This window comes from Microbacterium sp. AC215, from assembly GCF_979258645.1.
The window spans coordinates 821,568-836,793 of record NZ_OZ409869.1; the positions used below are offsets into that span (position 1 = coordinate 821,568).

At 68.1% G+C, this 15,226-nt stretch carries 15 protein-coding genes; 7 read left to right on the top strand and 8 right to left on the bottom strand.

From position 1 onward, the window contains the following. The first annotated feature begins 24 nt into the window (after positions 1-24). From ACZZZF_RS04305 to ACZZZF_RS04315, 3 genes are all read left to right on the top strand, one after another. Positions 25-438, top strand: coding sequence for a thioredoxin family protein (locus ACZZZF_RS04305; RefSeq protein WP_053095824.1), 414 nt, complete (start codon positions 25-27; stop codon positions 436-438). 16 nt (positions 439-454) lie between these two features. Further along, positions 455-1,021 carry a DUF4395 domain-containing protein gene (locus ACZZZF_RS04310; protein ID WP_463497194.1) on the top strand — a complete coding sequence of 189 codons (567 nt, stop codon included), beginning with the start codon at positions 455-457 and terminating at the stop codon, positions 1,019-1,021. Positions 1,022-1,106: 85 nt separating this feature from the next. Next, positions 1,107-1,532 (top strand): OsmC family peroxiredoxin, encoded by a 426-nt coding sequence (locus ACZZZF_RS04315; RefSeq protein WP_056278497.1) that lies wholly within the window; start codon positions 1,107-1,109, stop codon positions 1,530-1,532. Positions 1,533-1,538: 6 nt separating this feature from the next. Here the strand turns inward: ACZZZF_RS04315 and ACZZZF_RS04320 are convergent, their stop codons facing one another. The 6 genes from ACZZZF_RS04320 to ACZZZF_RS04345 form a co-directional block, all read right to left on the bottom strand. Continuing rightward, a complete protein-coding gene (locus ACZZZF_RS04320; protein ID WP_083569321.1) occupies positions 1,539-1,973 on the bottom strand; it encodes a hypothetical protein in 435 nt (144 codons plus the stop codon). Further along, positions 1,973-2,713: a 4-hydroxy-tetrahydrodipicolinate reductase gene (gene dapB, locus ACZZZF_RS04325; protein WP_053095820.1), complete on the bottom strand. Its 741-nt coding sequence runs from the start codon at positions 2,711-2,713 to the stop codon at positions 1,973-1,975. The genes ACZZZF_RS04320 and dapB overlap by 1 nt, the downstream gene beginning before the upstream one ends. Before the next feature lie 70 nt (positions 2,714-2,783). After that, entirely contained in the window at positions 2,784-3,386 is a 603-nt protein-coding gene (locus ACZZZF_RS04330) for a histidine phosphatase family protein (protein ID WP_053095819.1), read from the bottom strand. An 80-nt stretch (positions 3,387-3,466) separates the two neighbouring features. Then, a complete protein-coding gene (locus tag ACZZZF_RS04335; RefSeq protein ID WP_463497195.1) occupies positions 3,467-4,495 on the bottom strand; it encodes an aldo/keto reductase in 1,029 nt (342 codons plus the stop codon). 216 nt (positions 4,496-4,711) lie between these two features. Then, the gene (locus ACZZZF_RS04340) at positions 4,712-6,988 is read right to left on the bottom strand and encodes a polyribonucleotide nucleotidyltransferase (RefSeq protein ID WP_463497198.1); all 2,277 of its coding nucleotides are present in this window, start codon (positions 6,986-6,988) and stop codon (positions 4,712-4,714) included. 292 nt (positions 6,989-7,280) lie between these two features. After that, positions 7,281-9,206, bottom strand: coding sequence for a GDSL-type esterase/lipase family protein (locus ACZZZF_RS04345; RefSeq protein WP_463497201.1), 1,926 nt, complete (start codon positions 9,204-9,206; stop codon positions 7,281-7,283). A 154-nt stretch (positions 9,207-9,360) separates the two neighbouring features. Here ACZZZF_RS04345 and ACZZZF_RS04350 point away from each other — a divergent pair, with 154 nt between their 5' ends. Continuing rightward, positions 9,361-9,933 carry a DedA family protein gene (locus ACZZZF_RS04350; RefSeq protein WP_463497202.1) on the top strand — a complete coding sequence of 191 codons (573 nt, stop codon included), beginning with the start codon at positions 9,361-9,363 and terminating at the stop codon, positions 9,931-9,933. 39 nt (positions 9,934-9,972) lie between these two features. Beyond that, the gene (locus tag ACZZZF_RS04355; RefSeq protein ID WP_091232420.1) at positions 9,973-10,149 is read left to right on the top strand and encodes a DUF5302 domain-containing protein; all 177 of its coding nucleotides are present in this window, start codon (positions 9,973-9,975) and stop codon (positions 10,147-10,149) included. Positions 10,150-10,209: 60 nt separating this feature from the next. On the opposite strand, the gene ACZZZF_RS04360 is transcribed toward ACZZZF_RS04355, so the two are convergent. Further along, complete coding sequence (locus tag ACZZZF_RS04360) at positions 10,210-11,649, bottom strand: cation:dicarboxylate symporter family transporter (RefSeq protein WP_053099083.1); 1,440 nt, start codon at positions 11,647-11,649, stop codon at positions 10,210-10,212. A 161-nt stretch (positions 11,650-11,810) separates the two neighbouring features. Here ACZZZF_RS04360 and ACZZZF_RS04365 point away from each other — a divergent pair, with 161 nt between their 5' ends. Both ACZZZF_RS04365 and ACZZZF_RS04370 read left to right on the top strand, forming a co-directional pair. After that, entirely contained in the window at positions 11,811-13,082 is a 1,272-nt protein-coding gene (locus tag ACZZZF_RS04365; RefSeq protein WP_463497204.1) for a sensor histidine kinase, read from the top strand. Beyond that, positions 13,079-13,777, top strand: coding sequence for a response regulator (locus ACZZZF_RS04370; protein ID WP_187249520.1), 699 nt, complete (start codon positions 13,079-13,081; stop codon positions 13,775-13,777). The genes ACZZZF_RS04365 and ACZZZF_RS04370 overlap by 4 nt, the downstream gene beginning before the upstream one ends. 83 nt (positions 13,778-13,860) lie before the next feature. Here ACZZZF_RS04370 and ACZZZF_RS04375 read toward each other — a convergent pair whose 3' ends face one another. Then, positions 13,861-15,213 (bottom strand): FAD-binding oxidoreductase, encoded by a 1,353-nt coding sequence (locus ACZZZF_RS04375; protein ID WP_463497206.1) that lies wholly within the window; start codon positions 15,211-15,213, stop codon positions 13,861-13,863. Positions 15,214-15,226 lie beyond the last annotated feature (13 nt).

Sequence of the window (15,226 nt, forward strand, 5' to 3'; positions counted from 1 at the left end):
CCGGATCGCCCGTATTCTCGACGCATGTCACCCGCCGTCGCCCTTCTCCTCGCCGCAGCGCTGCTCGTGCTCGCCGGCACGATCGGTGTCGTGCTGAGACTTCTCGACGGACGGCGTCGCGGAGGCGGCCATCTGCGCTTCGATCCGAACGACGCGGGCGTGTCGCGCCTGGGCGCGAGAGCGACAGTCGTGCAGTTCAGCACCGAGATGTGCACCCGCTGCCCCCAGGTACGACGCATGCTCAGCAGCTACGTCGCAGAATCGGAGGGCCTGGACCACGTGGAGGTCGACCTGACGCATCGACCGGATCTGTCGGCTCGATACAAGGTCATGCAGACACCGACGACCTTCATCGTCGACGGATCAGGAGCCGTCCGCGCACGCTTCCATGGCGTGCCCCATCGACACGCGCTGAACGACGCGCTGGCAACCGTATGACGAGGACGGAAAGCACATGACGACACCGGCCGGCATCGATCCCCGCGGCCCGCGATTCGCAGCGACGGTCACGACAGTGCTGCTGCTCGTCGCGACATATCTGGCGCTGGTCGGCATCTCGACCGCACGGACCTTCGGCTGGTTCGCCTATCAGCCGCTCGACTCGGCCGACATCGACTCGGCCACGTGGGCCGTGACGTCGGCGACCCTTGCACAGCGCGCGCTGGACCCGGGGTTCCTCCTCACGATCGTGATCGCCCTGCTGTTCCTGTGGGGCGTCCTGTCACCCGCGACTGCACCATGGGGCGTCGTGTTCCGCAGGGTCATCCGTCCGAGACTGGCCGCTCCGACCGAGCTCGAGGATCCGCGTCCACCGCGGTTCGCCCAGGGTGTCGGTCTCGTCGTCGTCACGATCGGTCTCGTGCTGCACCTCGCCGGGGTCCCGTGGGCGCTGCCCATCGCGACCGCCGCCGCTTTCATCGCCGCCTTCCTCAATGCGGCGTTCTCCTTCTGCCTCGGATGCCAGATCTATCTGCTGCTGCAGCGAGCAGGCATCCTCGGTCGCGCGGCGTCGACCGCCTGAGCGCTGTTCCGCCGCACGCCCACGCTCGATAGGCTGGCCGCACACGCGACCCGCATCGAGCAGCGCGCGATACAACGGAGGAATCATGCCCGTCACCAGCGAAGCCACCACCACCTGGACCGGATCCCTCACCGAGGGCTCGGGCACAGTCGCGTTCTCCTCGTCGAAGCTCGGGACCTTCCCGATCAACTGGAAGGCCCGCAGCGAGGGCAGCGACACCACCACCACGCCTGAAGAGCTGATCGCCGCCGCCCACGCGTCGTGTTTCAGCATGGCGCTGTCTCACGCGCTGTCCGAGAACGGCACTCCGCCGGAGCGCGTCAACACGAGCGCGTCCGTCACCTTCAAGCCCGGTGTCGGAATCAGCGGAAGCCACCTCAACGTGAACGCGGTCGTCCCCGGGCTCAGCCCTGAGGAGTTCCAGTCGATCGCTGCCGAGGCGAAGGTCGGCTGCCCCGTATCGCAGGCGCTCGCCGGCATCGAGATCACGCTCGAGGCCACGCTCGCCTGACGTCGGTCATCCGCGAGCGATGCGAATCGCCTCGCGGATGCTGGCGCGAGCGTCCTTGCGGCGGCCAGCGGCATCCTGGACGACGCCGAGTCGGTAGCGCGCGCGCCAGTCCGTCGGCTCCGCATCCGCCTCCCCCGCGTATCTCGCGATGAGCGGGTCGGCGTCGGCACGAGCGATTCGGCCACTCGGCGTCAGCTCGGACTCCGCCGCGGGCATACCGCCCTCGGCATCGAGCTCACGCCCGAGCCGGTCGGCAGCGAACCCGAACTGCATCTCTCGGACAAGCGCCCATGCCCCGATCGGGGCGAGAACGATCAGCGCGATGCCCATGCCGATGGACACCGGTGTGCCGACAGCGAAGAACATCACGGCCAACCAGATGGCGACGGCGAGGTAGACCAGCAGTGCGGCGGCCATCAGGCCGACGCCGATCCGCGACATCACGAGCGGATGCCGATGTCGATCATGCTCTCGAGCCCGACGAAGACGCCGATCGCCTGGGCCGCGAACGGCACCGCGAGACGGATGCCCGGGGCGTAGGCGAGTGCGGGGTCGACCGTGTCATGCGTGAACGTGAGGGACTCACCGGGGCCGGACAGGACGACCTCCTGTTTGGCGATGACGCCGGGACGCCGGAGCGAGTGGATCGGCACGCTGCCGACCTGCTGTCCGCGCGCTCGCTGGTCGGCGTGCGGTGCGCTGACGGGACCCTGTTCGGCGCGTGCGGCGGCGATGAGCTCGGCCGTGCGCACCGCAGTGCCGCTCGGCGAATCCACCTTCGCCTCATGGTGTGCCTCGACGATCTCCGCCGATCCGAAGAACGGCGCGGCTGCTGCGGCCAGAGCCGAACCGAGCACCGATCCCAGCGAGAAGTTCGGGATGAAGACAGCCCCGGTTCCGGCGTTCTCCACCAGAGGACGCACGAGTGCGATCCGCTCGGTGGACCATCCCGACGTGGCGACAAGAATGTTGATCTCGCGCTCGACCGCAGCGCGCACGACGTCGACACTGACCTGAGGCGTGGTCGCATCGATCACCAGGTCCGCACCGTCGAGCTCGGCGAGGTCGCTACGAGACGTCAGCACGCGCGTCACCTCGAAGCCCTCGAGCTCGTCGATCACCGCACCGATGATCGATCCGAGCTTCCCGGTTCCGCCGACGAGTGCTACCTGGGTGGTCATGCGTTCAGTCTATTTCGCGACGTCGATCCGCCCGGCGCGGCGGGCCGGAACTCAGGGAATCAACCGGGAATCAGACGGGCATCGCATCGGGGATGCCGGTGCGCAGCTCGACCGGGAGGTGCCCGGTGTCGTTGTGAGTGAGGAGCGTCCAGGGCCGGCCCTGTTTCTGGGCGATCACCGTGAGGCCGCAGTGCGCCTGGTTCAAGGTCATCCATCGCCACTCGGGGGCACCGAGGACCTCCCGCACGAACCACGAGATCACGAAGTTGTGGGTGATGAGCACCTCGTGCACGTCACCCGGTTTGCGCACCAGGAACTCGTTGACCGCGTCGAACATCTGAGCACGCCCGGCATCGAGCTCCGCCTCGGTCACCGAGCCGAAGAACGGTTCGTAGGCGGCCGGGGTCTCGTCGGTCATCCCCGTGGGCACGCAGTCGAACAGCAGTGCGGTCGGCTCTGGATCGACCGACGGGAGCCGCTCGGCGATCGCACGGGCCGTCTCGTTGGCGCGCAGGAGCGGAGAGTGCCAGACGGCGTCGAGCGGGAGTCCCGAGAGCCGATCTGCGATGAGTTCGGCCTGACGCTGGCCACGCGGCGACAGGGGTCCGTCGGCGAGACCGTGCTCGGCGTCCTGATGTTCACCATGTCTGACCAGATATATGTAATGCGTCACAAACTCGCTCGCTTCATCGACAGCGTCCGCCGGGATTCACTCCACCCTATGCCAGGTCTGTGACAGAGGCGTTACGACGCTCAGTTGCCGGCGCGAGTGAGATCGGTGACCTGTGCGCGCGACAGCGTGACGCCGGCGCCCTGCATCAGCTCGTCGACGTGCTCGGTCGCGAAGGTGTTGACGATGGGCGCCGCGATGGTCCGCTGCGCGAGCAGCCACGCGATGGACACGGCGGCCACGGGAACCTCGAGTTCGGTCGCGACCTGGTCGAGAGCCCGCAGGATCTTCGTGCCACGCCTGTTGAGATGCCCCCGCAGCTGCTCCCCGCGTACGCCCCGCGAGGTCAGCGCCTTGCTGCGGTGGCGACCGGAGAGGAAACCGTGCTCGAGAGCGTGCGACGGCGTGACCGCGAGGCTCTGCGCACCCGCCACCAGACGCAGGTCCCCTTCGAACGGCTGACGGCGGACGAGGTTGTACGGCGAATCGATGACCTCGATGCGTGGGTACCCGGCCGAGGCGAGGATGCGCGCCTCCACGAGCCGCTCGGGTGCGAAGCCGAATGCGCCGAGTGCGCCGATCTTGCCCGCGTCGACCATCCACTCGACCGTCGCGAGGGTGTCCTCGAGATTCGTCGTGCGGTCGAGCGTCGCGTCGAGATACAGCACGTCGATGCGCTCGACGCCGAGTCGCGTGAGCGACCCCTCGACAGCGCGGACGAGGTTCACCGAGCCGAGACCCGGATTGTCTGCGTGAGCACCGATCCGCACGCTCAGCAGGGCGCGGTCGCGTCGCCCTCTGGACTGCAGCCATTGGCCGATGATGTGCTCGCTGCGACCGCCGGAGAATCCGTCGGCGGTGTGGATGGCGTTGCCACCGAATTCGACGTAGCGGTCGAGGATCCCATGGCTCGTCTCGAGATCGACGTTCCAGCCGAACTCCGCCGCACCGAGCATGAGCGGAAAGGTCTCGAGCCCGGTCTCGCCGAGAGGGACGCGGATGGTCTCCCCTATTCCGGGTCCGACGATCGGGATGGGTGCGGACGGGTGCTCTGCGGCGCCCTGCTGCGCGCGATCGGCCGGCGCTCCTGCGCCTACACTGAACAACCGCATATCCTCACCCCCGCGTCAATCGGTGCGTACCGACCTGCGTCACTGCCTGAAATGCACCCCCCGGTGCGTACTTCGAGAGTAGGCGAGATCTGCGAACTCCCCGACCAATACGGGGAACGGCGCAAGAACTTCCCATAACGGTTTGATCACATCGGATACGACGAAGCCCGGACCGTCCGTGTGGACAGCCCGGGCCTCGTGTCGAAGCGCTGGCGATTACTCGGCAGCGGCCTCGTCAGCAGGAGCTGCGTCCGCTGCGGGGGCGTCGTCGAGCACGGGCTCGAGCGACAGCTTGCCGCGGTCGTCGATCTTCGTGATCTTCACGAGGATCTTCTGGCCGACGGACAGGACGTCATCGACGTTCTCGACGCGCTTGCCACCGGCGAGCTTGCGCACCTCGGTGACGTGCAGCAGGCCGTCCTTGCCGGGCAGCAGCGAGACGAACGCACCGAACGTCGCGATCTTCACGACGGTTCCGAGGAACTGCTCTCCCACCTCCGGGTTGGTCGGGTTCGCGATCGCGTTGACCTGGGCACGGGCAGCCTCGGCCGAGGGGCCGTCGGTCGCGCCGATGTAGACGGTGCCGTCCTCCTCGATGGAGATCTGCGCGCCGGTCTCGTCCTGGATCGCGTTGATCGTCTTGCCCTTCGGGCCGATCAGCTCACCGATCTTGTCGACCGGGATCTGCACGCTGATGACGCGCGGCGCGGTCGGCGCCATCTCGTCGGGAGCGTCGATCGCGGCGTTCAGCACGTTGAGGATGGTCAGACGGGCGTCGCGAGCCTGGGTCAGCGCGCCGGCGAGCACCGACGACGGGATGCCGTCGAGCTTCGTGTCGAGCTGGATGGCCGTGACGAACTCGCTGGTACCGGCGACCTTGAAGTCCATGTCGCCCAGTGCGTCCTCCGCGCCGAGGATGTCGGTGAGGGCCGCGTAGCGCGTCTCTCCGTCGACCTCATCGGAGACGAGTCCCATCGCGATGCCGGCGACGGCTGCGCGCAGAGGCACACCCGCGTTCAGCAGCGACAGGGTCGACGCGCAGACGGAACCCATCGACGTCGAGCCGTTGGAGCTCAGCGCCTCGGAGACCTGACGGATCGCGTAGGGGAACTCCTCGCGGCTGGGCAGCACCGGCACGAGCGCGCGCTCGGCGAGGAAGCCGTGCCCGATCTCGCGACGCTTCGGCGAACCGACCCGGCCGGTCTCACCGGTCGAGTAGGGCGGGAAGTTGTAGTGGTGCATGTAGCGCTTGCTCGTGGTCGGCGACAGCGAGTCGATCTGCTGCTCCATCTTGAGCATGTTCAGCGTGGTGATTCCCATGATCTGGGTCTCGCCGCGCTGGAAGATCGCGGAGCCGTGAACGCGCGGGATGACCTGGACCTCGGCGTCGAGCGGACGGATGTCGGCCAGGCCGCGGCCGTCCATGCGCACGCTCTCGGTGAGGATGCGGCCGCGGACGATCTTCTTCGTGACGGACTTGTACGCTGCGGAGAACTCGATCGGGGCTCCAGCGGGCAGGTTGCCTGCTTCGACCGCTTCGATGAGCTGCGCCCTGACGCGGTCCTTGACCTCGTCGTCCTTGCCCTGACGCTCCTGCTTGTCGGCGATCTGGTAGACGTTCACCAGGTCGTCGTAGGAGCGCTCGGCCACGAAGTCGTAGACCTCGCTGGAGTACGGCGGGAAGACCGGGTACACACCCGGCTCCTTCGACGCGCTGGCGGCGAGCTCGGCCTGAGCCTTGACGAGCTGAGCGATGAAGGGCTTCGACGCCTCGAGGCCCTGCGCGACGACAGCCTCGTCGGGCTTGGTGGCGCCGGCCTTGATGAGGTTCCAGCTGCCCTCGGTGGCCTCAGCCTCGACCATCATGATCGCGACGTCTTCGGTGCCGTCGGACTTGGTGACGACGCGACCGGCGACGATCAGGTCGAACACGGCCTCGCTGACCTGCTCAGCCGTCGGGAACGCGACCCACTGGTCCGCGTTCTCGCCGTGGCCGGGGATGAACGCGAGGCGCACACCGGCGACGGGACCCGAGAACGGGAGACCCGAGATCTGCGTCGACGCGGAAGCCGCGTTGATCGCGAGGGCGTCGTAGAACTCGCCCGGGGCGATCGACAGGACGGTGATGACGATCTGGACCTCGTTGCGCAGGCCGTCGACGAACGACGGACGCAGCGGACGGTCGATCAGACGGCAGACGAGGATCGCCTCGGTCGAGGGACGTCCCTCACGACGGAAGAACGAGCCGGGGATCTTGCCTGCTGCGTACGAACGCTCTTCGACGTCGACCGTCAGCGGGAAGAAGTCGAAGCCCTCGCGCGGGTGCTTGCCTGCGCTGGTGGCCGAGAGGAGCATGGTCTCGCCGTCGAGGTACGCGGCGACTGCGCCCTGAGCCTGCTGCGCGAGGCGGCCGGTCTCGAAGCGGATGGTGCGGGTGCCGAAGCGGCCGTTGTCGAGAACGGCCTCGGTGGCGGTGATTTCAGGACCTTCCAAGAGGTCTCTCCTTCTTTGTTTAGACTCGCGAGTCCGTGTGACGCGCGAGCGCATTCATGAAGGAGCGGATTCAGCCGGATACGGGCGCGCGGGCATCCCCGCGAATCTCACCTGCGCTGGCCACCAGTAGAAAGCCACCCGACGTCGCGCCGAGGAACCCACCACAGGGGACCAGCTCTCCGCCGATCGCTCCATGAGTCGATATGAAGTTGTGCGGTCGACACACGTCGACCTCCTCCAGCCTATCAGCGCGGCCTTGAATGTCCTCCGTTTCCGTCTGCGGCGGGTTCGGTCAGTGGACCTTGACGTCCTGCGGAGCGCTCGATCGTCCGAGATAGACGTAGTCGTCGTGCTTCGCGACCCGGCCATCCCCGGCCGCCCGACCGTGCAGTCGTCGCCACACCCAGGGCAGCGCATGGCGGCGCCACCACAGTCCCGCGCCGATCTGCTCGTTCTCATGCAGCGCGGCATCGAGCACCCCCAGCGCGTCGGCGTGCGGCACCGAGAGGACCTCGCCCGCGCGATACGCGAGGAATCTGTGACCACGACTGCTGAGGTGGACGAGGTCCTCCCCCCAGTTCGGGCGATCCGGAAGCGACGGGTACAGGTCGGTGTCGATCAGGATCGCGCCCGTCCGCGCGGCGATGCCGGACAGTGCCGTGGCGAATGCCGCGAACCTCCTGGTGTAGATCCCGGCCGCTCTCCGACGGGGCAGGAACGGAGTGACGAGCAGCACGTCGGCCCCGATGTCGCGGAGCCGGGTGACCGCGCCCTCGAGCTCCGCGGCGAGCGCGGGCACGTCGACCGTCGACTTAACCAGATCGTTGGCGCCGATCAGGATGGACACGAGGTCCGGCTGCAGTTCGAGCGCTCGATCGAGCTGGGTGCCGCACACATCACGCACACGCTTCGACCGGACGGCGAGGTTCGCATACCGGAGACCTCCGCGTGCGGCGAGCAGCAGGGCGAGCCGGTCGGCCCATCCACGGAGCGCACCATCCGGTGCCGGATCGCACAGGCCTTCCGTGAGCGAGTCCCCCAGCGCCACGTAACGCCGCCAGGTGCGCGCTTGCACCGGGGCGGTGGGCTCCGGCCGCGTCAGGCGGCGAGCGCGCGCTCCCTCATCGATCATCCTGAGCTCTCGGGCCTCCTCGTAATGCCCCATCAGCTGAGAACAGACGTTCGCCCAGCTGCGACCCTGCACGGCCTCGCGTCCTGCGGCGCCGAACGCCCGGCGTTTGCGGCCGTCGCCGGTGAGGTCGACCACGCGCATCCGCAGGTCGCCGAGATCGCCGGGACGGTAGAGCCATCCGTCGATTCCCATCCGGACGAGGCCGAGGGGGCCGCCGCGACCGGTGGCGACGACGGGCACCCCGCTGGCGTGGGCCTCCTGGAGGGTCTGTCCGAAGGTCTCGCTCTCTCCCGGGTGCACGAACACGTCGAAGGATGCCATGGCTGCTGCGAGCGCGTCGCCTTCGAGGTGCCCGAGAAAGCACGCACCGGGCATCAGGGACTCGAGTCGAGGCCTGCTCGGTCCGTCCCCCACGATCACGAGGCGCGCACCGGGGATCGTCTGCAGCACTGCCAGGTCTTCCACCTGCTTCTCGGGTGCGAGCCTGCCCACGTAGCCGATCACGACCTCGCTCGCCCACTCCGCGCGCAGTGTCGCGCTCCGGCGGGCCGGCTGGAACCGCTCGGCATCCACGCCTCTCCCCCACAGACGGATGCGATCCACACCGAGCTCCGCGAGTTGCTGCGCCGAGTCGGGCGACGGCGCGAGCGTGATGGTCGCGCGCCGATGGAGCCGCGCGATGTGCGATTCGGCGACACCGGTCGCCACAGGGATGCGATACCTCTGCGTGTATGCCGCGACATCGGTCTGGTACGCGGCGACGGCGGCGACGCCGATGTGCTCTGCGGCGAGCGCGCCTCGCCATCCGAGGGCGAAGGGCGAAGCCAGGTGGACGACATCGGGGTGGAAGCGTCGCAGCGATGCCGCGACCTGACGTGCAGGCGGGGTTCCCACGCGCACACTGCGGTACCCCGGCAGCGCGAGGCTGGGGACCGCTTCCACAGCGGCCCCGTGCACCTCCCCGGGGATGCCGGTCCCATCGGGCGCGATCACATGCGCATCATGGCCAGCACGTTCGAGGTGACTGAGGATCTGCAGGACGGATCCGGTGACACCGTTCATGTGCGGAAGGAAGGACTCTGTCACGATCGCGACTCTCACGTCCTCAGGATGCAGCCCTCGACTCCCACCCGAGGCGCGAATCGGGTCGGAGCACCAGAAGTTCACCGGATGCTGGACGGCTCTTCACCGGCTATCCCGGCGTTGGTTCCCGTTCACCTCCGACGACCACGGTGGGAACGTGTCCACTGAACTGCTCGACGGCCCCTGGGCTCTGGTGGTCATGAGCCTGCTCGTGGTGGGCGACTCGTTCTTCGTGGTGGTTCCGGGAGAGATCGCGGTGACCGCGCTCGGCGCCGTCGCATCGACGACCGGCGATCCTCCTCTGTGGGGTGTGATCCTGTGGGCGGGCATCGCCGCGGTCGCCGGAGACGTCACCTGCTATCTCGTGGGTCGCAGCGTGGGCGTCGACAGATGGCGCTGGATGCGCACGCCCCGAGTGCGCCGAGCGCTCACCTGGGCGCGGCTGCGTCTGGAAGGCGGGACCGCCACCGTGCTCTTCACCGCGCGCTTCGTCCCTTTCGCTCGACTGGCGATCAACCTCATGGCAGGGGCCTCGCGCATCCCGCCGGCTCGGTATCTGCCGCTCGTGACGATCGCGGCGTTCGGGTGGTCCGCCTACCAGGCATCCGTGGGCGCCATCGTCGCCGTGCTGCTTCCGGGAGGCCCTCTGGTCGCCGTCCTGGTGTCCGTCATCGTCGCCGTCGGGCTCGGCGCCGCGATCGATGTCGTGTCGCGCCGAGCACGGAACTGATCCACCCATGCCTCAGATGCGTGCCCTAGGCTGGCGAGCATGAGCACCGAAGAAGGCGCCTCCTCCAGCGAGGAGATGAAGCGCAAGTTCAAGGAAGCGCTCGAGAAGAAGAACGCGCACCACCGGCAGGGCGAGGCCCACCTGGATGGCGACTCCGCCGTCCACGGCGCGCCCGCCCCGCAGACGCGGCGCGAGTTCCGACGCAAGAGCGGTTGACCACACGGATGCGGGAGCCGACTGCCGTCGACTCCCGCATCCCTCTTCTCAACAGGCAGCTCAGCTTCGCGCCGCGCGCGCCCGTGCCCGCTCCTCCTTCGCCGCCATCTCGTCGAGCGCGGATTCCTTGAGGCCCTGGATGTCTACGGCCGTGCTCTCGTCCGCCATGCCGTGGTCGTCCACGCCGTCGAGCGAGGACTCCTCGAACGGCAGCGCGCCGCTCAGCACCTGCTGCACGCGTTCGCGATCGATCTGGCGCGTCCAGGTGCCGATGAGCAGCGTCGCCACCGCGTTGCCGGTGAAGTTCGTCAGGGCCCGTCCCTCCGACATGAACCGGTCGATGCCCACGATCACGCCGACGCCGTCGACCAGGTCGGGACGGTAAGCCTGCAGCCCGCCGGCGAGAGTGGCGAGTCCGGCTCCGGTGACACCGGCGGCCCCCTTGCTGGCGATGATCATGAAGACGAGCAAGCCGATCTGCTCACCGATCGTCATCGGCTGCCCCATGCCGGTCGCGATGAAGAGCGACGCCATCGTGAGGTAGATCGCCGTGCCGTCGAGGTTGAACGAGTACCCGGTGGGGACCGTGATGCCGACGACGGGCTTGGATACCCCGATGTGCTCCATCTTCGCGATCAGACGCGGAAGGGCGGACTCAGATGACGAGGTGCCGACGATCAGCAGGTACTCGCGGGCGAGGTACTTCACCAGGCTGAAGATGTTGACCCGGGTGACGGCGAAGAGCAGGGTTCCGAGCACGACCACGATGAACAGGATGCAGGTGATGTAGAACGCGACCATCAGCACGCCGAGGCTCCAGATCGCGGCGATGCCCGTCTTGCCGACGACCGCGGCGATGGCTCCGAACGCGCCGAGCGGTGCAAGCCACAAGATCATGCCCAGGATGCGGAAGACCAGCTTCTGGAGGTTCTTGACCGCATCCATGATCGGGGCGCCCTTTTCGCCGAGTCCCTGGAGCGCGAACCCGACGAGCAGCGCGATGAACAGAACCTGCAGCACGCTCTCGCCCGTGAAGGCGGAGAAGAACGTCGTCGGGATGATGCCCAGGATGAACTCCGTGGTGGTCTTCGCCTCGGTCGCTGTCGCGTCATAGCTGGAGTTCGCCATATCGAGGCCCGCACCGGGGTGGATGATGTTGCCGACCACCAGCCCGATCGCCAGCGCGAACGTCGACATGACCATGAAGTAGAGCAGCGCGAGTCCGCCGATCTTGCCGACGGTCGCTGCCTTGGCGATCGAGCCGACGCCCACCACGATCGTGCAGAAGATGATCGGCGCGATCATCATCTTGATGAGAGAGACGAAGCCCTTGCCGATCGGTTCGAGGCTCTGTCCGACCTCGGGCCAGATGAGGCCGACCGCGGCTCCGAGCACGACGGCGATGATCACCGACACGTACAGCCACGTATGCCTGTCCCATGCCTGCTTGCCGCGCCGCCAATGGAATCCGGGAAGCGAGAACCCTGTCGTGATGGCCATGTTTTCCTCCTTGATCATGAACGTCTTCGTCTCATGCCCTCGGGCGCCCTCGCCTTCGGTAAGCTCACCGTCGCGGACATCACTCGGCAAAGCCATTTGTGGTCGTATTGGTCATTACCGATATGCCGGACTCCGCGATCACCGTTGATCGGAAGGACGCGATGAGACCTGCCCGCAGCATCGCCTCACGGGTGTTCGCCGTGCTCCTGGTCGCCGCGCTCGTCGTGGGAGCTCTGGTCGCCGTCTTCCTCGTGATCGATGCGCAACGCGCCACGCATGCCGAGGCCGAGCGCGTCACGGCGGCGACAGCAGTGACTCTCGCCGTGTCGCCGCTCGTGATCGACACCCTCGAGGTCGGCGATGCCGCAACGGCCACGCAGACCCTCGAGCCCTATGCGCTCGATGTGATCTCGGACGCGGATCTCGACTTCGTGACGATCATGACGCCTGACGGCACCCGCGTGACCCACCCTGACATCGAGCAGATCGGGGCGAGATACCTCGGCACCATCCCCGACACGCCTCGAACCTTCACCGAGGTGTTCACCGGCACTCTCGGGCCCTCGGTGCGAACCATCGTTCCGGTACTCGCCTCCGATGGCGAACCGGTGGGCTGGGTCTCGGCCGGCGTGACGACCGAGACCATCTCCGACACCCTGATCCGTCGTCTCCCCCTGTCACTCGGCATCACCGTCGGCCTCGTCGCTCTCGGTGCGCTCGGCGCGTGGATCGCTCGCCGGTTCACGCGCGGTATCGCCGGAGACCTGCCACCGGGTCAGGTGAGGGACGCCGTGTCGTCATACGAATCCCTGCGCACTCTGGGTGACGCGCTGCGCGCTCAGACGCACGAGCACGGCAATCGCATGCACACGGCGGTCGCGCTTCTCGAGCTCGGCCGTAGCGAGGAGGCGATCGACATCCTGACCGAGACCTCACGCCAGAGTCAGTCGCTCGTCGATCAGGTCACCGCACGACAGGCCGGCGACCCCGCCGTCGGTGCCCTGCTTCTCGGCAAGGCGTCGCAGGCCAGGGAGCGCGGGATCGACTGGCGGGTGAGCATCGACCCGGACACTCCCGCCTCCCCGCTCTCCCCCGTCGACAGCGTCGCCGTGCTCGGCAACCTGATCGACAACGCGATGGATGCCGCCGCCACCGGCGCCGAGCGCTGGGTGGGGGTCTCGCTGCGCCCCTCGAAGAACGGCGGAATCGTCCTCGAAGTCTCCGACGGCGGTGACGGCATACCCTCCGACCTGCGCGAGCGCGTCTTCACCCAGGGCTTCTCGACCAAGCCTGCAAGCAACCACGGGCGCGGAGTCGGGCTCGCTCTCGTCCGCGCGGTGGTGGCCGGGGTGGGCGGCACTGTGGAGCTCTCCGCTCATCCGACCACGTTCACCGTCACCCTCCCGCCGGCGAGAGGACGCAGGAGCCCATGATCCGCACGCTGATCGTCGATGACGACGCTCTGACACTCGAGCTCCACCGCTCGTACCTCGAGAGGATCGACGGCTTCATCGTGGGCGGCGAGTGCACCGGCGCCAGGGCCGCATTGACCGCCGTGCTCGATCAGCCGCACGACGAGCCGTTCGACCTGGTCCTTCTCGACATCACGATGCCCGACGGCTCCGGCATCGATGTGCTCCGAGGGCTGCGTGCCCGACACGCTGCCGTCGATGTGATCGCGATCACCGGCGTGCGCGATGCGGACACCGTCCGGCAGATGGCAGCTCTCGGCGTCTACCAGTACCTCGTCAAGCCGTTCCCCTTCGCGGTGTTCCACGAGCGTCTCACCGCGTATCGCATCCATCGGGAGCAGGCACGGTCGACGGCCGGAGAGGCGACCCAGGCGGAGATCGATGCGCTTCTCGGGCGCACGACGGGGACGATCCCGATTCCCAAAGGGCTGTCGACCGCGACGCTGCAGAAGGTGACGACAGAGCTGCGCTCCTCCAGCGCCGCGGTCTCGGCGAGCGAGGCCGCCGCGCGACTCGGGATGTCACGCGTGTCCGTACGGAGGTACCTGGAGCATCTCACCGATTCGGGCATCATCACACGCAGCGCTCGCTACGGCGCACGTGGACGCCCGGAGACGGAGTACCGCTGGACGAGACGCGTCGACGGAGACGAATGATGCCGGCGCGGCACCCCGCCCGTCCCGATCGTTCGAACGACGCGGATCCTTTCCGCTGGATGCGGCCCGGTCTCAGCCCGGTGTCAGCGCGGGAGCCGCCCCTCGTGGATCAGCGAGTCGGGGTCGGCGGCGGCCCTGATGGCGCGAAGACGATCGATCGCCGTCGGGTCACCGCAGCGCTCGAGGGTCTCACCCGGACCCAGGAACGTCGGGACCGTGCACGGGGCGATCGCGTGCGCCAGCACCTCTCGGAAGCCCGCCATGCTCGCCTCCCCCGGTTCGCTCGGCACCCCGGGGAAGACGGGCACCAGGGCGTGGAGCAGCCAGCCGACGCCCTGAAGTGTCGCGAATCCGGCGCGTCGAGGATCGTTCAGCGCGCCACCGAGCATCCGGATGTCGATGCCCATGATCGGCCACTGATCCGGCAGCTCGCGGAACCGCAAGAGATCGTCGATCGTCGCGTCGTCGAGCGACGAGAGCGCAGCAGACACGCCTTTGCCCGGCGTCGGTTCGGTGGGTTCGCCGCTCGACGCCGCGACGGTCTTCGGCGATGTGGCCCCCGACATCTCACGACGGACCGTGCCCGCTCGCCGCACCCGCTCGAACAGCTCATCGGCGGATCCGACCGTGGACAGCGCCCGCACGCTGAGGAAGCTGCGTCCGCGGATCTCCTCGGGAAGCTGCGGAGCGTCGGGCATACGCATCGAATTCACGAACACGTTGAGCGATGCCGGGGCCTCTGCGGACAGATCGCGGACGGCCCGCAGCACCGACCCGGCGTCTGCGGCGTCGAAAGTGAGTTCGGTTCCCCACAGCGACGGCGCGGGAACCAGGTCGATCTCGAGGGCCGTCACGATTCCGACGACGCCGCCCGCTCCGCGAAGCGCCCACATCATCTCCGGGTCGCTCTCGTCGTCGACCCGATCATGGGTCCCGTCGCTCCGCAGCACCCACGCGGCCCTGAGGTTGTCCGACCCGAGTCCTGCTGTGCGACTGAACCAGGAATGGCCGCCACCCAGGGTGTACCCCGCGACGGCGACGACCGGGCTCGTGCCGGCAGGAGCCACCCAGCCCGTTCCTTCGAGCGCCTCGACGACGGCGCCCCAGCGGACTCCGCTGCCGATGCGGACCACCCCCGAACCGAGGTCGATCGACAGCTCGTCGAAGGCCGCCATTCGGACGATGACGGCGTCGGCCAGGTCTCCGCCGGCGCCGTGCCCGGTGGGCTGGACCGCGAGCGTCACGCCCGCGTCGCCCGCGGCGTCGAGAAGAGCGCGCAGATCGCGCAGATCGGCCGGTGAGGCCACGCCGGCCGGATGCTGTTCGATCGCCAGGTTCCACGGACGACGCGCCGCGTCGAAGGATTCGTCGCCGGGGAGGACAAGAGCGCCGCGCAGGGCATGCCGCGCGGATTCGAGGACAGAGCGAAGGGCCATGAGGTCACCGTAC